At 67.1% G+C, this 21,840-nt stretch carries 15 protein-coding genes; all 15 read right to left on the bottom strand.

What is annotated here, in order from left to right; translation table 11 throughout:
- Positions 1 to 40: 40 nt before the first annotated feature.
- On the bottom strand, positions 41 to 313 hold the full coding sequence (locus DXC18_RS06890; RefSeq protein ID WP_117716760.1) for a hypothetical protein: 273 nt from the start codon (positions 311 to 313) through the stop codon (positions 41 to 43).
- Between the two features lie 34 nt (positions 314 to 347).
- Positions 348 to 677: a type II toxin-antitoxin system Phd/YefM family antitoxin gene (locus DXC18_RS06885; protein WP_117716759.1), complete on the bottom strand. Its 330-nt coding sequence runs from the start codon at positions 675 to 677 to the stop codon at positions 348 to 350.
- A 133-nt stretch (positions 678 to 810) separates the two neighbouring features.
- Complete coding sequence (locus DXC18_RS06880) at positions 811 to 1,545, bottom strand: class B sortase (protein WP_117716758.1); 735 nt, start codon at positions 1,543 to 1,545, stop codon at positions 811 to 813.
- A 78-nt stretch (positions 1,546 to 1,623) separates the two neighbouring features.
- Positions 1,624 to 7,278, bottom strand: coding sequence for a collagen binding domain-containing protein (locus tag DXC18_RS06875; protein WP_117716757.1), 5,655 nt, complete (start codon positions 7,276 to 7,278; stop codon positions 1,624 to 1,626).
- Positions 7,279 to 7,423: 145 nt separating this feature from the next.
- Complete coding sequence (locus DXC18_RS06870) at positions 7,424 to 7,744, bottom strand: helix-turn-helix domain-containing protein (protein WP_114538210.1); 321 nt, start codon at positions 7,742 to 7,744, stop codon at positions 7,424 to 7,426.
- A gap of 3 nt (positions 7,745 to 7,747) precedes the next feature.
- Complete coding sequence (locus DXC18_RS06865; RefSeq protein ID WP_117716756.1) at positions 7,748 to 9,979, bottom strand: DNA topoisomerase; 2,232 nt, start codon at positions 9,977 to 9,979, stop codon at positions 7,748 to 7,750.
- An 11-nt stretch (positions 9,980 to 9,990) separates the two neighbouring features.
- Positions 9,991 to 10,881 (bottom strand): hypothetical protein, encoded by an 891-nt coding sequence (locus DXC18_RS06860; RefSeq protein WP_114526765.1) that lies wholly within the window; start codon positions 10,879 to 10,881, stop codon positions 9,991 to 9,993.
- A 30-nt stretch (positions 10,882 to 10,911) separates the two neighbouring features.
- The gene (locus tag DXC18_RS06855) at positions 10,912 to 12,735 is read right to left on the bottom strand and encodes a peptidoglycan amidohydrolase family protein (RefSeq protein ID WP_117716755.1); all 1,824 of its coding nucleotides are present in this window, start codon (positions 12,733 to 12,735) and stop codon (positions 10,912 to 10,914) included.
- 11 nt (positions 12,736 to 12,746) lie between these two features.
- Positions 12,747 to 15,938: a VirB4-like conjugal transfer ATPase, CD1110 family gene (locus DXC18_RS06850; RefSeq protein ID WP_117716754.1), complete on the bottom strand. Its 3,192-nt coding sequence runs from the start codon at positions 15,936 to 15,938 to the stop codon at positions 12,747 to 12,749.
- Positions 15,939 to 15,957: 19 nt separating this feature from the next.
- Positions 15,958 to 16,374: a PrgI family protein gene (locus tag DXC18_RS06845; protein WP_117716753.1), complete on the bottom strand. Its 417-nt coding sequence runs from the start codon at positions 16,372 to 16,374 to the stop codon at positions 15,958 to 15,960.
- Positions 16,374 to 17,591 carry a hypothetical protein gene (locus tag DXC18_RS06840; protein WP_117716752.1) on the bottom strand — a complete coding sequence of 406 codons (1,218 nt, stop codon included), beginning with the start codon at positions 17,589 to 17,591 and terminating at the stop codon, positions 16,374 to 16,376. Before DXC18_RS06840 ends, DXC18_RS06845 begins: the two co-directional genes overlap by 1 nt.
- Before the next feature lie 21 nt (positions 17,592 to 17,612).
- On the bottom strand, positions 17,613 to 17,828 hold the full coding sequence (locus DXC18_RS06835) for a hypothetical protein (protein WP_015540155.1): 216 nt from the start codon (positions 17,826 to 17,828) through the stop codon (positions 17,613 to 17,615).
- A 115-nt stretch (positions 17,829 to 17,943) separates the two neighbouring features.
- The gene (locus tag DXC18_RS06830; RefSeq protein ID WP_158552023.1) at positions 17,944 to 19,977 is read right to left on the bottom strand and encodes a VirD4-like conjugal transfer protein, CD1115 family; all 2,034 of its coding nucleotides are present in this window, start codon (positions 19,975 to 19,977) and stop codon (positions 17,944 to 17,946) included.
- Between the two features lie 4 nt (positions 19,978 to 19,981).
- Entirely contained in the window at positions 19,982 to 20,725 is a 744-nt protein-coding gene (locus DXC18_RS06825) for a hypothetical protein (protein ID WP_117716750.1), read from the bottom strand.
- Positions 20,722 to 21,735, bottom strand: coding sequence for a hypothetical protein (locus DXC18_RS06820; protein ID WP_199412236.1), 1,014 nt, complete (start codon positions 21,733 to 21,735; stop codon positions 20,722 to 20,724). Before DXC18_RS06820 ends, DXC18_RS06825 begins: the two co-directional genes overlap by 4 nt.
- Positions 21,736 to 21,840 lie beyond the last annotated feature (105 nt).

Here is a 21,840-nt window from a genome sequence, read left to right as displayed (position 1 = left end):
TGATGGTCTCTTCGTTTGTTCGGTCCCCTCCGGTGTGCCCCTAGCGCACCGAGGAGTATTCGGGGAGCGCGGGAATGCGCTCGCGGGGCGCGGACGGATGCTCCACAGGCTTCTCCTTCTTCGCTCCCGCCTGTCGGCGGCAGACGGAGATGAGGGCCCAGGCCCCGCGTCCGACAAGGGCGACCGCCCCGATCGCGCATGAGGCGACGAGCAGGGCGAGCGACCCCGCGAGCTTGATGAGTTCATAGCCCAGCTTGATGAAGGGCCAGAGGATTGCGAGCACGAACGCTCCGATGATGATGGTGGGCAGCATGGGTCGGTCCTTTCCCTCGGGTTTTACTGCGTGCTCAGTTCTCGGTATCGGGAGGATCGAGCGGCGCGATGGCGACGTAGTCCTCGTTGCGCCGGCGGAGCACGAACGTGACCTGGTGGTCGTGGGCGTTCCGGCAGAACGCGAACAGGCGGCGCAGCGCCCTCGTGTATTGGTTGCAGGCGTAGTTCCCCATTGTCCTGTATCCCGGGTCCACGGGGACGATGGCGACGTATGCCCGGCCCTGCTTGAGCACGGTGCAGGGCACCGACGTGTCGTGCACCCGCTTCGCGATCGAGGCGAAGTTGTTCTTGAGTTCGGTTATCCCCACCGACGCGTGCGGCGGCAGTTTGGCGCTTCCATCCATTTCGACACCTCCTTCCGATAGTGCGTTTATCGAGATGGGAAGCGGTTTTATCGCTTTCTTACCTTTTTTATACCCGTTTTTATTCCCTCTTTTGTGCCTCTTTTCCATGGTGTGACATGTTTGCCGGAAAAATTCAGCCGACGAATACCGTGAGGGTCCTCGCCCTGCCGCCTGCGAAGTTTCCGGTGCACGTCACGAGCGTGACGGCGCGCGTGGCGTGCGCGCACAGGTCGTCGCACCCCTCCGCCCTCGCGCCCGCCTGCGCCGAGAGGTCCGCGAGCCATGCCCGCGTCTCGGCGGAGCCGGAGAGGTCGAACCTCTGGATGCCTGCAAAGCTCTTGTCGACCGACAGCGAGAATGCCGGGTGGAGGCGCACGGTGCCCCCGTCGGGCGTCGACCAGTACATGTCGCCGAGCGTATCGAACTTCTCCTGCCGCCATGCGTCCCTCAGGTAGGTGAACATCTCGCTGTCGAAGTTGAGGTGGTGCCCGTAGACGAGCGCGTGCCGCCCGTCGGCCGTGCCGCGCGGGTCGAGGTAGGGGCATCCGGCGAACGACCAGTTCCGGTCGAAGTCGTGGTTGAGGTAGAAGCCCTGCGGGTCGCCTTCCCTGGGCGAGACCACCGGGTAGTCGATCGGGGTGCCTTCGACGTTGACCCATGCGGAGATGTCGGGGTTTCGCGCGCGCAGGGCCTCCCAGTCGATGCCGCCGCCCTCGGCGGCTCCCGCCTCGGTCGAGATCTCGCTGTAGACGGTGCCATCGTGCAGGATCGTCCACCCGATGAGGGCGGCCGCGGCGAGCGATGAAGCGCATATGGCGACGAGGATGATATCGAGGGCCTTGCGTTTGCGTCGCGGTCGTCTCTTCATTGGAATCTCCTCTGGAATCAGAAAGGGGCCCGGCGCACGGTTGCGTCGGGCCCCGATGTGGGCTATTCGGCCCTATCGTCAGTAGCGGTCGCGGATCTCGTCGCGGTATCGGTCATCGTACCCATAGTCGTCGCGGTCGCAACCGTCACCGTAACGGTCTTCATGGCCGTAGTCTTCGCGGCCATAACCGTCGTCGTCCGGCTCGTCGTCGTCCGCGGCGGACCCACGGGTGCGGCGGCGGTAGATGAGGGCCGCGGCCGCGGCGGCGGCGACAGCAAGTGCGGCGGCGAGGCCGATGATGACGTTGCGGCCGGTCTGGTCAAGGTTGGTCGGCGGTACCGTGACGGCCTTCGCCGTCTGGGTCACCTGGTCCTCGTCATGGCCTTCGAGTCCGCCGCCCCCGCCGTTGCGGAAGAGGTCCACGCGGGCGTAGTTGTCAAGCGCGCGGCCGGCGGTGTAGCCGTCGGTGGCCTTCATGTGCACGATGGCGGGCGCCAGGGCGGTCTCGGCCATGCCGCCCGAGCTGTCGGGGCGGGAGCCGTTTTCCTTGGCCGTGTCCTCGGCGCTGGCGATATCGTCATGTGCGTCCTTGATGCCGTCGCGGTCCCAGCCTCCGTCGCGGGTGGTGAAGCCGCTCTCCACGCGGCCGTACTCGAAGCGGATGGCGGTCACGTGCTCGTCGTCCTCGAGTCCGAGGTCGGCCACGGAAAGCTCGGTGGCTTCGGTCGTGGGCACGTCGGCGCGCCAGAGCTTCCAGCCGGTGAAGTCGACGGCGCGGCCGTCTTCGCCGAGGGTGGGTGCGGTTGCCTCGTCGGACAGCCAGGGGTTCTCATGGCCGTCGGACAGCGTCGCGTTGGCCCCGGACTCGTCGACATGATCCTCGGGCGTCTTGTCGGTCTTGTACCAGACGTTCATCTTGCCGTCGTAGTCCTCGAGGGCCTGCGGTGTGGTGATCGAGGTGAGCTGCGCGCGCCCGTCGGTGGCGGCGGTCAGGTCGTCCTCGACCGTGAACTCGTCGGTCCAGGTGCTCGAGGTCGAGCGGAAATCGATGGTGTAGGCATAGGAGCCGTCGTCGGTCGCCTTGGTCTCGGCCGTGTTCAGGCCGTCGCCGTTTGCCTCGGTGTCCTTGGCGGTGGGGTCGGCGATCTCCTGTCGCTTGTCGATCTCGCCGCTGACGGAGATGGGCGAGTCGTACATCGTGACGGTCTGGACCTCCCCGGTCTTCTTCACCTCGAACTCGATGCTCTCGGCCTGGTCGTAGGTGGTCGGGGTGCGCTCCTCGGTGAGCGTGTACTTGCCGGGGGCGAGCGCATCGATCTCGTGGTCCTCGGCGGTCGAGGTCCACGAGTCGACGGTCTTGCCCTCCGAATCGGTGACGGTGAGCTTGGCGCCCTCGACCTCGGATTCGTCGGTGATGTCGCGCTTGGAGATGCGGACCTTGGTGAAGTCGTCCTCGAAGTTCGCCTGCCCGGTCTCCCAGCCCTCGATTCGGCCGTCGGCGTCGATCGTGAAGGTCTTGGTCTCCGGTGCCTCGACGTATCCGGCGGGCGCCTCGCTCTCGGCGACGCGGTACGTGCCGGGCGCGAGGTGCCAGAAGTCGATCGAGCCGTCGGCGCCGGTCACGCCCTCCTCGGCGCTCTTGCCCTTCTTGAGCAGGATGGGCACGCGGTGGGCCTTGCCGCCGCTGACCGAGGCGTAGGTCGCCCCGTCCTTATCGACCGCGATGCTGCCGGCGGGTTTGCCCGAGACGGTCAGGTCGTAAGTGCCGGCGTCGAGCCCGCGGCCCTCGTATGCCGAATCGGCATCGGACCAGGCGAGACGGATGGCAGGCATGGTATATCCGTCGTCGGTGAGGGCGGGCTTGGCGCCGAGCAGGCCGGTCGCGACCTTGGCGGTGTAGGACTTGCCGGCCTCGATCTCGGCCTCCTCGACTTCGAGGGTATTGCCGTCCTGGGTGGCGATCAGGGTATACGTACCGGGTTCCATATCGACGGCATCGGCCCCGAGCGGGGTTTCCAAGCCGTCGGGGGATTTGAGGACGAGGAAAGTGCCGTCATCGGCCTCGGCCTTGACGCTTGCGCTCGCGGCGGCCTTCCTGATGGAGACCTCGCTTCCAGTCTCGGCGCGCACGGCGAGGTTGCCGGCGGCGCTGCCGATCGAGATCTCGTCGTCGGCGTTCCAGACCTGGAACTTAGCGCCGGGAAGCGGGGTGTCGCCGCCCTTGACGGTCTTGGTCACATCGAACCTGGTCGCGGGGTCGGACTGGTCGGATATGGCCTTCACCTCGGCGGTTGCGCCGTCCTTGTAGGAGATGGTGAACGGGGTGGGCGTCTCGTCGAGGACGTGGCCCGACGGGGCCTTGGTCTCGACGAAGGCGTAGGTCGCCGAGCCGGCGCCGAGGTAGAGTTCCTTGGTGGTCGCCTTGCCGTCGCTGCCGGTCTTCACGTGGTCGACGACGTCTCCGGCCGCGGCGCGCGCGGTGCCGTCGGGGGATACGATATCCTGCTGCGCCACGACGTCGTACTCGGCGCCGGCGAGCGTCAGGCCGTCATGCGAGCACGTCTTCGTGATGGTCGCCTTGCCCTTCGCCTGCTCGTCTGCGACCTTGATGACGGTCACGGGGGAGGCCTTCTTGTAGTCCTTGGGGACCTCGAAGCCGACGGCCTCGCCATTGACGGTATAGGGCGCCACGGCGGAGATTTCCTTGATGGAGTACTTGCCGGACTTGAGGCGCTGCGGGATCGTGACCTGCCCGGTGCCGTCGGTCGTGAAGGTGTCGACGGTGCCGTTGGCGTCGTAGGGGTCGGCGAAGCTCATGGTGCTGCCGTCCGAGTCGAGCACCTGGAACTTGAAGCCGGAAAGGGGCACGGTGTTGCCGGTCTCGGCGTCGGTCTTGACGATCTGGATGCGGCTGTTGAGCGTCTTGTCGATGACGGAGTAGTACTTCGTGGTGCCGTCCACCAGCTCGTCGGCCGAGATGGTCCAGTCGTCCACATGGTCGAAGCCCTCGGGCACCGTGGAATCGACCTCGCGGATCGTGTAGCCGGCCGCGTCGTAGGGCACGGCGCCGGTGATGCCGGCGTTGCGCTTGCCCGAGCCGAACCACGGGCGCGCCTGGTCGTCGGTCTTGGCATCGGAGGTGGAGGTCTCGTCGCAGGTTGCCGCGTCCTTGGTGGAGGCGAAGCCGGCATCGTTGGTCGTCAGGGTTCCGACGACCTCCTCGGTGGTGTTCGAGATGATCTGGAACTGGACGCCGGCCGCGGCATTCCCCTGGCCGTCGTCGGACTCCCAGCTGTCGTCCTCGCCGCCCTTGGTCTTGGCGATCTCGATATCGAACGAGACGGGGTTTTCGGAGAAATCGTTCTCGGGCTCAAGCTCGAATACGCCTTCTGCACGAGGGTCGTCACGACTAATAGTGTATTTATGCACGGTGGCATCTAGCTTGTAACCGGCGGGAGCTTTGATTTCCGTGACAGCCAACTCTCCAAGAGGAACGTCGCGGATAACCGCATAGCCGTTTTCATCGGTTGTAGCGGTTACAGGTCCCCAGGAAGGCGTCGACAGGGAGGCGATTGAATACTCGGCTCCCTTGAGCGAGGCGCCGGATTGGGCCTCGCCGAGAGTGGCCGAGTCTTTCTTGTTGATTTTGATGCGCACCGTGCCCGGGTCGTCCTTCAGCTGCTCGGTCCCGGCGGAGTTGCCGGTCCTGAAGCTGATATGGCCCTCGTGGAGCGTGTAGCCGGCGGGCGCCTTGGTCTCGACGGCGTAATAGGCCTGGTTGGGCTCGAGGTCGAGCGCGGCGTTGCCCGATGCGTCGGTGACGATATGCGACACGAGCGCGTTGTCGGAGGAGCGGTAGATGTCGTACTCGGCGCCCTCGACGGAGTACTCGGAGTTGCCGTCGGTGATGGAGACGTTGGCCGAGCACTTCGAGAAGGTGTAGCGGACCTTGTTCAGCTTCCACTTGATCTTGAAGAAGCCGGCTCCGGCCTGCGTGAAGGTGGTCGGGACGGTCACGCCGATGATCGCCTCGTCGCCGTTGACGGCGGCGATGCGCACGGTCTGGCCGTAGTCGTCGTCGGCGTGGACGGCCTGGTTGTAGGAGGGGTCGATCTGGCCGGAGGGGTTCACGCCGACATGTCCGCAGGTGAGGTCCACTTTCGTCGCGCTGGGGATGGTGACGCCGGAGACCGTCTGCGCGGCGATCGTGCAGGTGCGCTCGATCGACCAGGCTCCGGACTGTAGGGCCGAGACGTCGACGTTCTGCGTGCCGAGCGCCTGGTAGATCGTCTTGGCCTCGTAGCGGCCGCCGGACGGGTTCTCGACCGCCGGCAGGGTGGCGCCGGTGGTGGTGCCGGTGTACCTGTTGTGACCGGCGGTGTGGAAGGACATGCCGGCCCAGGGCGCGGACTGGAACTCCCACGTTCCGATGTTCCACACGTTTCCGGCGAAGGCCTCGGTGGCGAGGGACGCGAGCCAGGAGCCGATGTTCTTCTCGGCGTCGTTGGCGAGCCTGATGTCGACGCTGCGCACGCCCGCCGCGGCGATGAGGATGTCGAGCGTTCCGGTGTCCTTGTCGTAGGTCCACATATCGAGGTCGCGCGTGTACTCGATGCCGTTGACGGTGACGGACTCGATCGTGGCGTCGGAGATCGACTTGCGGGCGGCCTTGTCGCGGGCGAGCGTGATCTGGGTGTCGGGGGACGAGACGTCGACCGAGGCGGTTCCGGACCTGGCCGCGCGGCCGTCGACGTTCTCCGCCTCGACCCTCACGGGGAAGGTGTTCGCCGCGCCCTTGTCGGGCGTGGCGTAGAGGAGCTGGATGCGGGAGGATGCGACCTTGTACTCGCCGGCCTTGTTCTTGACCGTGTACTTCTTCGGCACGTAGACGAGCCCGGTGGCCGCGTCGAACTTGAGGCCGCGGCGCATGGCGGCGTCGGCGTTGTTCTCCGATGCGCCCCAGTCGGCCAGCGTCGCGCCCGAGATGTCGGAGCCGGCGCGGCCCACGAGGTAGTCGGACGAGTCGTCGAGGTCGTAGAGCACGGCATGGCTCACGGCGTTGGATTTCAGCGCGTCGCTGTAGTCGCCCATGCCGTCGCAGTCCGTATCGGCCCACAGGCCGTCGAGCGTGGGCGAGGCGACCTTTCCGGAGTCGACCGTGGTGGTGGTGACGGTCAGCACGTCGCGGCGCTCGAACTTGTCGAGGCCCGAGAGCGATTCGTCGAGGTTGGCCTTGATGTAGGCCTTGTCCGAGGCCTGCTTGGCCTGCTTGGCCGAGGCATCGATGGCGACGGCTTCGAGGGCGGCCGACCCGTTGGAGCCGTTTTCGTAGAAGGCGCACGTCACGGTGGTGTCCGTCTCCGCCTTGAAGGTGGCGCGGCCGTCCTCGACTTCGAGCTTTGCGGCCTCGGACCCGTCGCCGGCGAAGGCCGTGAGCGAGTCGGCGAACCAGCCGTCGTCGGGCGTGACCTCGACGGTCACGTTCGAGCCCTTGTCGACCGCGACCGTGTCGCTCTCGGCGTCCTCGCCTGCTATGGCGAGGCTGCCGTGCTCGCCGGCGGCGAGCGTCACGGTCACGGTCTCGGGCTCCGCCGCCTCCGCCCAAGCGGACGGCACGGCGGTACCGAGCAGTCCGAGCACCTGACTCAGGGCGAAGACGATGGACAGGGCGCCCACGCCGAGGCGCCCGAGCTTCGCGCGGGCGGTATGGCTGCCGCTTCCTGTATGCTTCATCTCGGCATCATCCTTTCCATGTCCTTGGCGCCGGCCGGGAGACCCCGGCACGGCGCCCGTAATCTGAGATATGTTACCCAGCCGATTGCCGGTCTACACCGGTGACCGCCGGGACTTTCCGAACGGGAAGCGGACTCCGCTCGCCCTACGCCCCGCCGTCTCCCTGGGGGCCGTTCCGGTAATCGCCCTGGGGGGACGCCTTGAGGCCGAGAAGGTAGTCGGCCGATACGTTGAGCGTGAGCGAGAGGCGCACGATCGCGTCGAGCGTGGGCGTGCGCTGTCCGTGCAGCGTCCTCGAGATGACCGCCTCGGACACGCCGGAGAACTCCGCGAGCTTCCTGGCGGTCATGGCGCGCCCCTCGAGCGCCGCGGCGAGCCGGCGCTGGCAGGTCGCGCGCAGCGCCGGGTTGATGTCGAGCTCGGCGAGGGGAACGCAGCCGTCCCCGTCGCGCGTGACGGCGGCCATGGCCTATCGCTTCCCGCGAGCGCGGCGCGTGCCCGTGCGGCCCGCGCCGCCGGTGCCGCCGTCCGGCCTCTCGCCCCGGCAGAACTCGACGAACCCGGTGTAAGGCGCCTCGCCGAGCTTCGCGTCGGTGTCGAACGTGCCGCTGCCGTCCTTCTTCGCCAGGCCGGTCAGGTGGACCGTCTTTCCCGACAGGATCGCCTTGGCCTGGGACTTGGTGAGCTTCTTGCCGTTCTGGACGATGTTGAGCTTCACGCCGCAGCCCTGGAGCAGCCGCCAGCCCTCCTCCTTGCCGGCCCACTTCGAAGACGAGCACTGCCACTGCTTTCCGCTGCGCGACAGCACGATCGGCGCTCCGCAGGCCGGGCACCGGCACAGCTCCTCGCGGCCGGACACGGCCGCGGCCTGCGCGGGGTCGAAGCCGCCCTCGAGGTCGGACACGACCGCGGCGGTGTAGCCCTCGATGCCGGAGAGGAAGTCGGACAGCGACCCCTCTCCCCGCTCGACGTGCGACAGGGAGAGCTCCCACTTCGCGGTGAGCTCGGGGGTCTTGAGCGAGTCGCACACGATGTCGATCAGCGTCTCGCCGCGCTCGGTGGCCGAGAGCGTCTTGCCTCGGCGGCGGATGTACTTAGCCTTGACCAGCTTCTCGATCATGCTGGCGCGGGTGGCCGGCGTCCCCAGGCCGCCGGAGTGCATCGAGTCGTCCTCGATGGCCGCCTTCAGCTCGCGGTCCTCGATGGATCGCCCGGCGTGCTCCATGGCCGACAGAAGCGTAGCGTCGGTGTAGGGCTTCGGCGGGGTCGTCTTGCCGTCCTTCACGCGCACGTCGCCCTCGCCCACGGTGAACGAGTCGCCCTGCTCGATGTCGGCGGGGATGGCCTGCGCCTCGTCCTCGTCGTCGGGGGCCTTGCCGCCGTCGGCCAGCGCGGTACGGCACGCCTCATCCACGGCGATCCAGGACGCGTCCGTGACGGTGCTACCCGAGGCCGTGTAGGCGTCGCCGCAGATCTCGGCCTCGACCTTGGCCTTGAGCTTCGTCGCGGGGTCCATGGTGGCGGCCATGAGGCGGCAGCAGATGAGGATGGCCACGGCGCGCTCGGCGCCCGCGAGCGCCGCCATCTCCTTGGTGCCGAGCAGAGCCGTGGGCAGGATCGCGCCATGGCCGTGGACCTTCGAGTCGTCGGCCACGCGGGCGACGTCGGAGCGCGACGCGTCGAACCCGGCCGCGGCGGCCTCGCCGACGATTCCCGGCACCGCGATGGCCGAGAGCACGCGGGCCGTCTCGGGGATGTCGGACTCGCCGATGTAGCGGCTCTCGGTCCTGGGATATGTCGCCAGCTTCTTCTCGTACAGCGTTTGCAGCGCGTTCAGCGTTTCCTCCGCGGTGAGGCCCGCGCGCGTCGATGCGTCGCGTTGCAGCCCGGTGAGGTCGTAGAGCTTGGGCGCGCGGCACTTCTCCTGCCTGCGCTCGACCTTCAGGATCGCGCACTGCGACCCGACGGCCGCATGGGCGCGGCGCTCGGCCTCCTGACGGGTCTTCAGCTTCTCGCCGGTGAGGCGCACGTGTGCCGTCCTGCCGACCGAGCACTCCACCTGGAAGAAGGGGACCGATTTGAAGTCGCGGATCACGCGGGTCCGCTCGACGACCAGCGCCAGCGTCGGGGTCTGGACGCGGCCGGCGGACAGGCGCGAGCCTTCGTAGAGGCACGATAGGGCGCGCGAGGCGTTGAGGCCCACGAGCCAGTCCGCTTTGGCCCTGCCCTCGGCGGCGTCGGCGAGGCCGTCGTAGTCGGAGAGGGGCTTGGCGTGGGCGAGGTCGGTCCGCACCTGCTCTGGCACGAGCGAGGTGGACCAGAAGCGACGGACGGGCTTCTTGCAGCCGGAATGGATCCAGACGCGCCGGAAGATGCCCTCGCCCTCGCGGTCGGCGTCGCAGGCGTTCACGACGAGCTCCACGTCGGCGCGGTCGAGCAGCCCTTTCAGGACCTTGTACTGCTCGGGCGCGGCGACGCTCCACCTCCACCGCTCCGGGATCATGGGCAGCTGCGATATCGACCAGTGGCCGGACCACTGCGGGTAGTTCTGGGGGAAGTCGAGGTCGATGATGTGGCCGCGGCACCAGCTGATGAGGTAGCCGCCGCCCTCGATATAGCCGTCGCGGCGCTCGTGGGCGCCGACGGCGTCGGCGATGCCGCGCGCGACGGACGGCTTCTCGGCGATGATGAGTGTAGGCATGCCGCTCCCCCCTACTCGGAGAAGGAGACCGAGCCGGCGGCCATGTCGGCCACGCCTCGGTAGGTCTTCTGGCTCGAGGGCATCCAGACGGTGAACGTGACCGTGCCGTCGTCGTTGTGCGTCACATGGTCGCGGGAGAACAGCGCGGAATCGGCATCGGCGCCGCCCTCCTTCTCCGCGGCGAACGCGCGCCATGCGTCCATGAGCGCGCCGGCGCAGGAGTCGCCGATATACTTGGCGGCCTGCTCGGTGTCGGTGATGGCGAAGGTCTTTTTGGGCGCCGCGGCGCTCTGCTCGGTGGCGTCGGCGTCGGCCGCCGTGTCGGCGCGCGAGTCGATCTGGTCCTGCGCGAGGTCGTCGTTCACGCCGTCCACGCGCTCGAGCAGGGGGAAGACGGTCCAGGTGCCGTCGGCGTAATGCGCCGAGTAGCAGTCGCCGGTGCCCTTCACGCGCATGAACACGACGGTGCCGTTATCGGTGGCCTGGGGCTTCTTCTTGATCGAGACCGTGATCTCATCGAGCCCGTAGCCGTTGGCGCGCATGGTCGAGGCCACGGCGTCGCAGAAGCTCTCGCGCTTGGTCGCGGTCATGCCCGAGAGCTTGTCGAAGCCCTCGAACCGAACGCCGGAGGTCTCGGACGGGTCCGGCGACGCCTCGACTTTCTTCTCGTCGCCCGCCTCCTTCCCATCCTGCTCGTCGCCCCCGGCGGCGCTGCCGCCATCGACCGCCTCGGTGGCGTCCTGCTCGCGGCCCTCGTCGCCCGCGGTGCCCGTGCGGGAGCACGAGGCGGCGTCGAGGCCGAAGCCCAGCGCGATCACGCACGCCAGCGCGATCAGGCCGTAGGCCAGCTTCCTCTTGGGGTCGTTCTCGTTGGCCGGGTTGAACCTGTCGGTCATGTTCATGTTCGTTTTCCCTTTCATTCATTCGATGGGCTAGAGGATGCTGCCGCTGTTGACGGACGAGCAGACGCGCTTGCCGCCCCATTCGGCCTTCCAGCTCGAGCTGCCGGGGTTGCCGCTCCTGTAGAAGCGCGACCTCTCCACCTCGAACTCGATGACGTTCTGGCCGTTCGAGTGCCCCCACTTGTTGCATCCCTGGTCGTTGGGGTTCTTCGCGTCGGCGATGACGCACTTGATCACGGTGCCGTCCGACAGCGTGAAGTCGACCTTGTCGCCGACGCGCCCGTACGTCGTCGTGCAGGCGATCAGGTAGCGGCCGTTGTAGGTCGCGATATCGTCGTCGTACTTCGCCCCGGCGAGCGACCACTTGGAGTGGACCGCCGCCTGCGACGTCCCTGCCGCCCACGCGGTGTCACGGCCGTTGACGTAGCAGCCGCGCGGGGTGTAGAAGGTGACGGAGTACCCGCCGTTGCCGTACTGTTCGGGGATGGTGACGCCCGCCCCTCCGGTCGGACGCAGGATCGTGTCCCAGGCGTCGTTCCAGTAAGACCCCAGCGATACCTCGTCTCCCGACGAGTCGCCGTCGGCGCCGTCGAGGTCTTCGTGCGCGCCGTAGTCCTTGCCGTCGCCGGCATAGATCTCCGTGTGCTGCTCGGTGTTGATGAGGATGTCGCCGCGTTGCAGGGAGTCCATCTTCCCGTCCCACTCGACCTTCTCGAAGCCCGCCTTGAGCAGAGGTTCTGCCATGGTGGAGGTGGTGAACGGGTACGTACCCAGCTGCTCGGTCGTGCAGTAGCCCGAATCGACGAGGCAGTAGTAGACGAACGACGAGCAGTCCATGTTGGGGTTGTGGCAGCGCGTGGACTGCGAGTACCCGATGGAGTCATCGTCGACGTATCGCTGCGCCTGGTCCAGGTAGCCCTCGGCGCTGCCGCCGGAAGACGAAGCGGCGGCGCCGCCGATGACTGCGCTGAGCAGTGACATCCCGACTAGGCAGATAACCGCGGTGCCGCCCACCGCGGCGCCCGCCGCGGCCACGCCGCGCCAGCCGAAGACGGTGTTCGTGACGGTCGCCTTGGTGCGGCGCAGCTGCATGATCTTGCCGCGGATGCCGGAGGTGTTCGTGCCGCCGAGCCGCCCTGCCTTGGCGCCGAGCCGCCCCGCCTTGTTCTCGAGCCGCTTCTGCCTGAGGTTGATCCAGCGCCCGAGCAGGGACTTGTCCGACATGCCGGCGCGTCGCATGGTGTCGGCGCGCTTCCTTCTGTGCTCCAGCTGGTTGAGCACCTTGTCCTGCTTGGCGAGGGCCTTCTTCGACTTCGCGTCCCATTTCGCCATGCGCCTGCGGGCCCGTCCCGCCGGCAACCTGTCGACGACGGCCTTTCCCTCGCGGTACAGGTTGCGCGGGTCGGCCTGGGTCATCGCCGCGTTGGCGACGGTGTCGGCGGCGCGCGCCCCATCGTCGGCGATCTGGGCGTTGCCGTCGGAAAGGCCGATGGCCGCGCTCACCTCCAGCGCCGCGCGGGGGCTGTGCAGGGCTCCCTTCGCGACCCCTGTGGCCGCGCCCTTGGCCGCCCCCTCGGCGACCCCTGTGGCCGCGCCCTTGGCCGCCCCCTCGGCGGCGCCTTTGGCCGCTCCGAGCGCGTTTCCGACGGACTCGCTGACGCGGTCCTTGAACACGGACCTGGCGGCCTCCTCGCGCGTGAGCTCGGGGAGGGCCGATTCCTTATAGGGCGCGACGGCCTTCTGCTTGTATGCGGGGCCGTCGTGCTGCACGGCGTACTCGAGGGAGGAATGCTTGACCTTCTCCATCTCGAGCGGGCTCGCCTTGTCGGTGACGGTGGGCTTCTCGTCTGCCATCTCGGGTCACGCTACCCGCGGCGGGCGGCATCGGCGCGCCCGTCCTCGTTGGAGTACTGGATCAGGTCGTCGAGCTTGGTGGTGACCATGCGGTAGATGGCCGAGTCCGTCGGGATGCGGTTCTCGAACGGGATGATCTTGCCGCCGGCGACCAGCAGGCCCTCGCCGGGCCCGGCGTTGCGCATCATCGCGACCTGGCGCTCGGAGAGCTTGATGACCTCGCCCAGCGCCGCGGCGTCCGACGCCGACTGGCCGAGCAGCACCAGGAAGTCGGAGTTCGCCAGCATCAGGCGGCTCTTCTCGTTGTTGATGATGCGCTCGATGTTCTGCGTGATGCCGGTCGGGATCGCGCCGTACTTGCGCGAACGGGTCCAGAGCTGGTCGAAGTACGAGATGGCGTAGTCGTTCTCGAAGAGCAGCTGCATCTCGTCGATGAACACCCACGTGCGGACGTGGCGCTCGCGGTTGCGCACGATGCGGTTCCACGTCTGGTCGAGCAGGATCAGCAGCGCCAGGCCCTTCATGTTGTCGGCGCAGTCGCGGATGTCGTAGACGACGAAGCGCTTGTGCGTGTTCACGTTGGTCGGGTGGTTGAACAGCGAGGCCTGGCCGGTGACGTAGCGCTCGATGGTGACGGCGAGCATGCGTCCCTCGGGCTCGGGTTGCTGGTTGAGCATGTTGTAGAAGTCGATCAGCGTGGGGATGTCGCGCTGGTCGTGGGTGGCGAAGTAGCGGTCGTAGATGCGCGAGACGCAGCGGTCCACGAGGGTCTTCTGCATCGGCGAGAGGTTCTTGGCCATCATCTCGACCATCGACATGATCGCGTCGACCTTCATGGCGAGAGGCTGTTCGCCCTCCACGAGCTCGAGGTCGAACGGGTTGATGTAAGTGTGCGAGTCTCCGGAGATCTGGACGACCTCGCCGTCCATCTCGTGCGCGACGTTGATGTACTCGCGCTCGGGGTCGAGCACGATGACCTCCGCGGTGGGGTCGGTGAGAAGCGTCCACAGGATCGTGTTCTTGGCCGTCACCGACTTGCCGCGGCCGGGCTTGCCCAGGATGAAGCCGTTGGGCGCGACGGCGTCGCGGCGGTTGTAGAAGATGAAGTTCTTGGACGTCTGGTTCTGGCCCATCCACATGCCGCCGCGCTCCATGAGCTCGACCGACGTGAACGGCACGAGCGCCGCGAGCGGCGCGGTCGTGAGGTTTCGCACGTAAGGGATGTCGCAGCGGCCCGTGGGCAGCATCGCGGCGAAACCCTGGCGCTGGAGCTTCACGAGCGGAACGGCGCGGCAGGTGAAGCGGCGGAACACGTCCTGGATGGCCCCGGAGTTCTCGTCGCAGTCCTCGAGCGAGTCCGCCCATGTCATCGTGGTGCAGGTGAGCGACCACATCTTCTGGTCGCGGCTCACGAGGTCGTCGCGCAGGTCGCGGGCATTCTCCATGGCGTCCTGGAGGTTGGTCGGCAGCATCTCGTCGGTGATGTACATGGTCTGGGAGTGCTTGAGCACGTAGTCGGACTTCTGCACCTTCAGGTCGGTGTTCATCGACTCGACGGTCTCGATGGCGCGCGACTGCTCCCAGCTCGTCATGTCGAGCGTGATCACCTGGTTGATGGGCAGCTCCGCCAGGCTGGAGACCATGTCGGAGCGGACCGACCCCGCCCACTTCTGGAGGTAGAGCGCCTGGCCGACGAGTCCGTTCCACGAGATATGGGTGTCGTCGATCTTGGTGAGGTCGGCGGGCGCGACGAGGTCCTTGGTGGTGTAGCCGAGCTGGATGGCGCTCACCCCATGTTCGTCGGTGACCTTCAGGTCGTCGAACGAGACGAAGCCGCGCGAGTCGCGCGGGTTGGTGATCGAGTCGATGATGCGCAGCAGCTCGTTTCCGCGGACCTCCTCCGAGGAGATCCCCATGTTCTTGAGCGAGCGCATGACCTGCTCGGTCGCGCGGGCGAGCAGCGGGGACGCCTGCTCGCGGGTCGGCGCCTCCACGGTCACGATGAACAGTCGGCGCCTCTCGACGTTCTGCTGCGTCTCGGCGACCTTGCTCTCGATGATCTGGTTGATGTCGCGGCGGAAGCGGTTGCCGGCGTAGTCGCCCTCGACGGGCGGCAGGAAGGCGTCCTCGCGGAAGGCGTCGCGGTCGATGACGCGGCACAGGATCTTGACCTGGAGGTGCACGGTGTTGTCGAACGTGTTGAGCAGTTCCGACCAGTTCTCGTAGATCTCGCGCTGCTCGGACTCGCGGGCCGCCTGGAAGCTGGCGTCCTGGAACTCGACGACGCGGCTGTAGACGCCCTGCTGGAGCTTGATGGTGCCGTCCTCGCACAGAAGCTCGTAGCCGAGCGCGTCCTGCGTGCACTTGTCGGCGCGCAGCACGAGCGTGCCGGGGTAGTCCTCGGTCGGCAGAAGGCGCTTCATGCCCTTCTTCTTTCCGGCTTTCTCCGCGGCGCGCTCGCGGCGCTTGCGGGCCTTCGCGGCCTTTGCGTTGAGCTTCTGCTGGCGGCGTGCGTCGCGGCCCTCGGCGCGGACGTCGTCGCGGCTCTCCTCGCGCCGTCCATGGCGCCCGTGCCCGTCCGTATCCTCTGCGCGGGGCGCGTCGCGGCAGTCATCGTATGGGTCGCGCTCCGGCTGGGGTGCGGGTTCGCGGTACGCCGGCGCGCTCGGGGATGCCGGGGACTGGCGGTAGTAGTCCTCGTACGGGTCGCGGGCTGCGGCGACCGGGGCATGTTCCCCGTAGGTGCCGCGTCCGCCGGATACGGCGTAGTCCCCATACGGGTCGCGGGCGGCAGGTTCCTGCCCGCCGCGGCTCGGGGTGGAGCGGTGGTAGTCATCGTAGGGGTCGCGGTCCGGCCGGGGCGCGGGCTCTCGATATGAAGGCGCCGAAGGGGTCTCGCGGTAGTAGTCCTCGTAGGGGTCGCGCGGGGCCGGGGCCGCGGCGGTCTCCAAGCGGCCGTATGCGGTGGCCTGCGCGCAGTTATCGCGTGCGGCGGGCTGCGGGGCCTCGGGCGCAGGCGCGGGCGCGGGCACGGAGACGTCCTCGGCGCGGTATGCGGGTGCGGGCGCGGCGGCCGGGTGCTGGATGGCGGGCATGGTCGCGGTGGCGTCGGCGGACGGCGAGGCGGCCGCCAGGGGCGTGCCGCAGTAGGGGCACACCGCGGTGCCGTCCACGAGCTCGCAGTTGCAGTTGGGGCAGATCATGTTAATTTCTCCGTTATCTCTATGCCTCGGCCTCGGCGTCGGCCTCCATCGCCGCCGCCTTCTCCGCTCTGGTCTCCTTCTTGGGCTTCTTGCCGCCTTTCGCCTTGGCGTCGGCGCGGTCGCCGTGGGGCGAGAGCGTCGGGGCGGCGAACAGGGCGACCGTCGGCCAGTCGCGGTCGGCCTTCCAGATGGCGAACCACTGCTCGAACTTGAGGTCGTGGATGCGCCCGAGGCCGACGAGCCCGATTGCGCCGCACACGGTCATGATCAGCATCAGCCACATCGTGTTGATCTCGGTGAAAGACGAGATGCCGAGGCCCATGCCGGCGGCGGTGATCGCGATGGCGGCGCCGGTTGCGACCTGGCGGTACGTGAAGCCGAACAGCGGCCTCGCCTCGTAGTCCTGGATGTCCTTGCGCAGGATGATCTCTACCATCAGCCCATCGCCCCCATGATCGTGTCCGCTATATGCTTGGACTGCCCGCACAGCGCCGAGAAGCCGAAGCACCCGGCCATGGACGCGAGCAGCGAGATGATGGTCCAGACCGCGTCGTCGATGCCGGGGTTCGGCTTGGTCGCCAAAAGCGACCCGGCCGCCGAGAAGCAGATCCCGGCGAAGGCGATGATCGTTATGAGGATCGCCGCCTGGAGGCACACGCCGGCGAACTTCTTGAAGTACCCGATGCCGGACGGCCTTGTCTCGCGCGTCGTGAGCATCACGAGCGGGAAGCCGGCGAAGGCCGTCATCAGGTAGATCTCGAACATGCGGGTGATGGTGAGCGTGAGGACCTTAATCAGGCACAGGCCGGTCGAGACGAGGATGACCAGCGACACGAGCGCGTAGCCGATCGACCACGCGAACTGGCTGTACCTGATCTCCATCATGGAGAGCATGAAGGAGTTGAAGCCCACGCCGCTGATCTGTCCGGCAGCAAGCGTGTCGGAGACCTTGTTGGCGACCCACAGGAAGACCTCGTACACGCCGCCGCACAGCTGCACGGTATGGCTGATGAGGACCATGACCAGCGAGAACTTGACGATGATCCAGACGTAGTTGCCGGCCATCGAGAAGTGGTCGCCGCGGTTGGTCGAGACCTCCTTGGAGAACTCGAGCAGGGCCCACACGCACGCGAGGCCCAGAAAGCCCACGCATATCGGCTGGATCACCTTGACCGAGACGTCCGCGGCCGCCGAGTACATCTTGGCGAAATCGGACCCCTCGCCGGTGAAGTCGAGCTTGAGCAGCCACGACGACGAGATGCATTGCAGCATCGCCTCGCCGCAGTCGACGCAGAAGCTCGCGATGCCCTCGGCGGTGCTGTAGACGAAATAGGAGACCCAGGGCCCTGCGTTTACGACATCGAAGCCCGGATACTCCCCGCAGGCGCCCATCATGAGGTCGTCATCGGTCCACATGGTGTTCGTGGTGATGCTGGGGTCTTTCTTGCGGTCCTTGATCGCCTGGTGGTAGTCGTCCTTGTATTTCGCCTCGAAGCTCTCCTTGGAGGTCTCCACGGCCAGGGCCGGCGATGGGCAGGCCAGCGCGGCCAGGGCCGACGCGACGAGCGCGAGCGCCAGCACGGCCGCGAGCGCGGCGCGCAGGGGGGCAGAGGGCCCCGCCGCGCGCCTGAAATTTCCCGTTAGGGCAGTCATATGGAGTTCCCTCCGTCGTCCCTACATCGTGGGGAAGGTGAGGTAGCTGCCTCCGACCAGGCCGATTGCGGCCATTGCGCCGCCGAGGGCGATGACCCAGACCGCGCCCTCCTGGGCCTGCGCGTCGTGGGCCTTGCCGCCGGAGACCCAGCGGAAGACGCCCACGGCGGCGGTGATTCCGCCGACGAAGGTGAGGATCTGCCAGAGGTAGTTCAGGAGCTGGTTGAAGAAAGCCATGTTGGGGTTTTCCCTTCTGTTGTCGCGGCGCCGCCCGTATGGCGTTGGCGCCCTGTTGACCCGCCGCGGCGGGTGAGATATGTCGACCGCCGGGGTCTCCCCCGCCGGGGGTCTCCTACATGAAGAACTCGGGGTCGAAGAACGCGCGAGCCTCCTCGATGCGCCAGCGCATCTCCTCGACCTCGGCGCGGTGCGCGCGCTCGCGCTCGCACTTGCGGTCCCAGTTCCAGTCGTCCAGGTTGAACTCGCCGACCTCGCGCAGCTCGTGGTAGCGCGGGTGGTCGATCGTCCTGTACTTCTTGTCGAGGAACGGGAAGGCGTTCTTGATGAACACGATGCAGTCGTCGCCGCTGAACTTCTCGGGGTTGTTGCCGAGGTCGGCCGCGGCCATGAGCTCCTTGCCGATCTTGTTCTCGCTCTCAGACCAGCTGCCCTGGCGGCCGTGCGACTCGCTGCGGTTGCGGACCGTGGCGGTGAACTTGCCCAGGCGCTCGGAGATCTTCTTGTTGGTCTCCAGGTCGCAGCGCCCGAGGAACAGCGTCGTGTCGCAGTTGCCCTCGATGATGTCGGCGTTGTCCTTGTACATCTTCTTGAGCTGCGTGACCGATTGCAGGATGGCCGTGATGTAGATCCAGCGCGAGCGCAGGGTCGCGATCTTGACGTCGAGGTCGGGGATGCGGCCGATGTTGGCGAGCTCGTCGAGGATGCAGTTCACGGGGATCTTGCAGTGCGAGCCGGGGTTCTTGTCGGCGATGGCCGTGTTGACGTCGAACAGCTGGTAGAGCAGCATCGCCAGGATGAAGTTGAACGTCTTGTCGGTATCGGACATGACCAGGAAGAACGCCGTGGGCTCCTGGCCGATCATCTCCAGCTCCAGCTCGTCCTCGCTGAAGAACTCGCGGACCGCCGAGACGGCGAACGGCGCCAGGCGGACGTTGCACGACGCGATGACCGAGGCCTCGGTCTCCGGCGAGCCGGAGGTGGACTTGAAGCCCTTGTACTGCTTGATGACGAAGTACTCCTCGGAGGCCTGCGCGGCGGCCTCGTCGCCGCCGTGGTTGGCGACGATCCACTCCTCGAAGCCCTGGAAGCCGTCCTCGGCGGTCGTGCCGAGCATGATGATGTCAAGCGGCGTCTTGGTCTGGCTGGGGTTGTCCTTGCCGGCGAGCTGGAGCAGGTCGAGCATCTGCGGGAACGTCTGGTACTGCGGCTGGTCGGCGTAGAAGTAGAAGAGGTATCCCATGAGCGCCATGTAAAGCTGCCTCTCGGCCTTGACGAAGAAGTCCTCCTTCTCGGCCTCGGCGTTGCCCGACGTGTTCTCCACCAGCAGGTTGACGATCTGCATGATCGAGGTGGAGTCCTGGAGGTAGAGCAGCGGGTTGTAGTGCATCGATTGGTTGATCTGGTCGGGCTTGGTGTTGACGACCTTGAGCTTGTAGCCGTGGCGCAGGAAGAAGTTGCCGTACTGCTTGAGCGTGTCGCCCTTGGGGTCGGTCGTCACGATCGAGCTGTTGAGCTGGAGCAGGTTGGGGCCGACGAAGTTGAAGGTCTTGCCCGATCCGGAGCCTCCGAGCACGTAGACGTGCTTGTTGCGCTCGAGCGCCGGGTCCGGGATCTTGGACATCTGGAGCTCGGCGCGCTCGGACAGGATGATGTTGTCGTCCTCGATCTTCTCGACGTAGTCGGGCTTGGGGTTTGCCACCTTGTTCGTCATGCCGAGCCTGGCCTTGATGAAGTCCTTCGGGTTGTTGCGGGCGAAGCGCAGCGCGTCGCGGGTGCGCTGCGGGATGCGGATGGGAACGCGCTTCACGGTCGAGGTGTGCGCGAACTGCTGCATCTCGTCGTCGCGCGCCCAGCGCTGGTTGCCGTACTCCTCGCCGCGCAGCTTCTTCTGCTCCTCGCGCTCGCCGGTCCAGTCGTATTTGGTCATGGCCACCAGCGCGATGGCGCCGAAGGCCAGGAAGAAGAACGGCATCGTGCGGGAGTCGAGGTAGAACGGGTCTTGCAAGATCACGGCCCACTCGGCGACGGTGTGGTTGGAGCCGACGGTGAGCGGGTTGTCGATGAACCAGGCGGCGATGCGGTTGAACATCCAGCCGCACAGCGTGCCGCCGAGGATAAGATAAAGGAATCCCCTGAGAGTGCGCATTGGCCTACTCCTCTTCCGCGGCGCGGCCGCCATCGTCGGGCGCCGCGGCGCGGTGGTAGTGCTTGCCGCCCTCGGCCTCGTCGCCGGGCAACCCGGTCGCGGCGTCGGCCATGGGCATCGACAGGGCGAAGAACGTCTTGAGTCGCATCGAGGCGCTGTCGAGCACGCGGTCCGCGATGGGCCCCTGCTCGGAGCGGGCGGGCGGGAACATGGCGAGGAACCCGTCGAGCTCGGCGATGGGGTAGGACCAGCGCGATCCCGCGAGCTTGGCGTAGTTGTAGTCCATGTGGGCCATCGCGCGGTCGAGGTAGCTTTCCTCGCCGTCCACGTACCTGTTGCCCTTGATGGCGCCCGCGAGCGCCGCGCATCCGCGCGGGTCGGACGGGGCGGTGCGGGCGCACAGCAGGACCTCATGGACGTCGAGCGGGTTGACGCGGAAGCCGTCGCGGTCCTCGCCGCCGTCGCGGATGGACGCGAGCTCGCCGTCGAGCGCGCAGTACCCGATGACGCAGGCGAGCAGGCGGCGCTCAGCCTGCTCGAGGTATTCCCTCGTGTAGCCGTACTCGCGGGCCGTCTCGGGGAACGCGCTGCGGGTGACGGCCGACGAGAGCGGCGAATAGTATTCAGGGTTGTCGCCGAACTCGAGGACGCCGTCGGCGTCGTATCTGAACGTGTCGGAGCTGCCGCGTGCGACGATCTCGTCGGCCATCGTCGCGCAGGAGGCGGCCAGGGTCTCAAGGTCGATCATCGGTGCATCCCCTCGTTGCGCGCAGGCATGGAGGGCTGCATCTTGCTCTCGGCGATCTTCTTGGCCGCCTTCGTCTGTCCGACAGGGGACTCAGGCGAGGCGGCCCGGGAGTTTCCCAAGGCCTCGCTGAGCAGCGCGGCGTTTTTCTCGGCGGCCGCGGCCTGCTTCGGGTCGATCTTCTTCTTGTTCTCGGAGATGAAGCAGCCGCGGTCGATGGCGGCCTCGAGCACCATGCCGGGCGCGGCCGCGAACGCGGCCCCCTCGGCCTTCATCTCGTTGTAGAACTCCTTGCTGCCGTCCGAGCCGGTCTTCCAGAGCTCGGGTCCCTGGGTGGCATCGACTTCGGCGCTGGCGACGGGGCGGCCGTTGCGGGTGCATTCGAAGGAGGCCTTGTTCTCGTTGTCCGGGTCGAGGGTCACGCGATACTGCTCTCGGGAGTGGCCGCCGGCCGACCCGACCCAGCTGTTGCGGCCGTCGCCGGTGCGCTCGAACTCCCAGTTGATGCCGTTGCGCTTGAAGGCGCGGGGATAGCGGTTCTGGTCGTCGCGCTCGATGCCGCGCGCGCACTCCTCGAGCTCCTTGCGGTCCATGCCGAAGGACTCGACGCCGATGTTGACGAGCGCCTGGGTCATGATGTCCATGTCCCGGCCCTGGATGCCGATGGAGACCGCGGGACTTCCGTCCATGGGGTTGACGGTGTCGAATACGGAGAACTTCACTCCGTGGTTCATGAGTTCGCGCTTGAGCTTCTGGATGTCCTCGCGATTGTCGGCGACCGCCCCGGGGAAGACCATGGCCTCGCGGTACTGGTCCGGGTTCTGGGCGCGCACGGTCTCGGCGGAGACGATGCCCTTCTCGCCGTGGCCGTCGATCGCGTTCGCGGCCCCGTGCGTGAGGGCGCGGGCGAATCTCGCCGGTATGCGGTCGTTCCTGTTGCCGGCCGCGCGGGCTCGCCGCGCCTGAGCCAGGCCCTCGAGCAGGTACTTGATGATTTCTGAGGCTGATTGCACGGCTGCCGTGCCGGTCCTGAACGCGAGCTGTACCGCCTCGTCTTCTGCTGCCATTTCTTCTGACCCCTTCTGTAGAGCAGGTATGGATATGGGCCTGCTGGGGTC

The organism is Collinsella sp. OM08-14AT (assembly GCF_003438115.1).
Lineage (GTDB): Bacteria > Actinomycetota > Coriobacteriia > Coriobacteriales > Coriobacteriaceae > Collinsella.
The sequence above is the reverse complement of the archived record's forward strand: the minus strand, read 5'-3'. Positions and strand labels throughout refer to the sequence as shown.

What these genes read in the sequence shown, in the direction of transcription:
- DXC18_RS06890 (WP_117716760.1), bottom strand. Translation starts at nt 313, where the DNA reads ATGCTGCCCACCATCATCATCGGAGCGTTCGTGCTCGCAATCCTCTGG.
- DXC18_RS06885 (WP_117716759.1), bottom strand. Translation starts at nt 677, where the DNA reads ATGGATGGAAGCGCCAAACTGCCGCCGCACGCGTCGGTGGGGATAACC.
- DXC18_RS06880 (WP_117716758.1), bottom strand. Translation starts at nt 1,545, where the DNA reads ATGAAGAGACGACCGCGACGCAAACGCAAGGCCCTCGATATCATCCTC.
- DXC18_RS06875 (WP_117716757.1), bottom strand. Translation starts at nt 7,278, where the DNA reads ATGAAGCATACAGGAAGCGGCAGCCATACCGCCCGCGCGAAGCTCGGG.
- DXC18_RS06870 (WP_114538210.1), bottom strand. Translation starts at nt 7,744, where the DNA reads ATGGCCGCCGTCACGCGCGACGGGGACGGCTGCGTTCCCCTCGCCGAG.
- DXC18_RS06865 (WP_117716756.1), bottom strand. Translation starts at nt 9,979, where the DNA reads ATGCCTACACTCATCATCGCCGAGAAGCCGTCCGTCGCGCGCGGCATC.
- DXC18_RS06860 (WP_114526765.1), bottom strand. Translation starts at nt 10,881, where the DNA reads ATGAACATGACCGACAGGTTCAACCCGGCCAACGAGAACGACCCCAAG.
- DXC18_RS06855 (WP_117716755.1), bottom strand. Translation starts at nt 12,735, where the DNA reads ATGGCAGACGAGAAGCCCACCGTCACCGACAAGGCGAGCCCGCTCGAG.
- DXC18_RS06850 (WP_117716754.1), bottom strand. Translation starts at nt 15,938, where the DNA reads ATGATCTGCCCCAACTGCAACTGCGAGCTCGTGGACGGCACCGCGGTG.
- DXC18_RS06845 (WP_117716753.1), bottom strand. Translation starts at nt 16,374, where the DNA reads ATGGTAGAGATCATCCTGCGCAAGGACATCCAGGACTACGAGGCGAGG.
- DXC18_RS06840 (WP_117716752.1), bottom strand. Translation starts at nt 17,591, where the DNA reads ATGACTGCCCTAACGGGAAATTTCAGGCGCGCGGCGGGGCCCTCTGCC.
- DXC18_RS06835 (WP_015540155.1), bottom strand. Translation starts at nt 17,828, where the DNA reads ATGGCTTTCTTCAACCAGCTCCTGAACTACCTCTGGCAGATCCTCACC.
- DXC18_RS06830 (WP_158552023.1), bottom strand. Translation starts at nt 19,977, where the DNA reads ATGCGCACTCTCAGGGGATTCCTTTATCTTATCCTCGGCGGCACGCTG.
- DXC18_RS06825 (WP_117716750.1), bottom strand. Translation starts at nt 20,725, where the DNA reads ATGATCGACCTTGAGACCCTGGCCGCCTCCTGCGCGACGATGGCCGAC.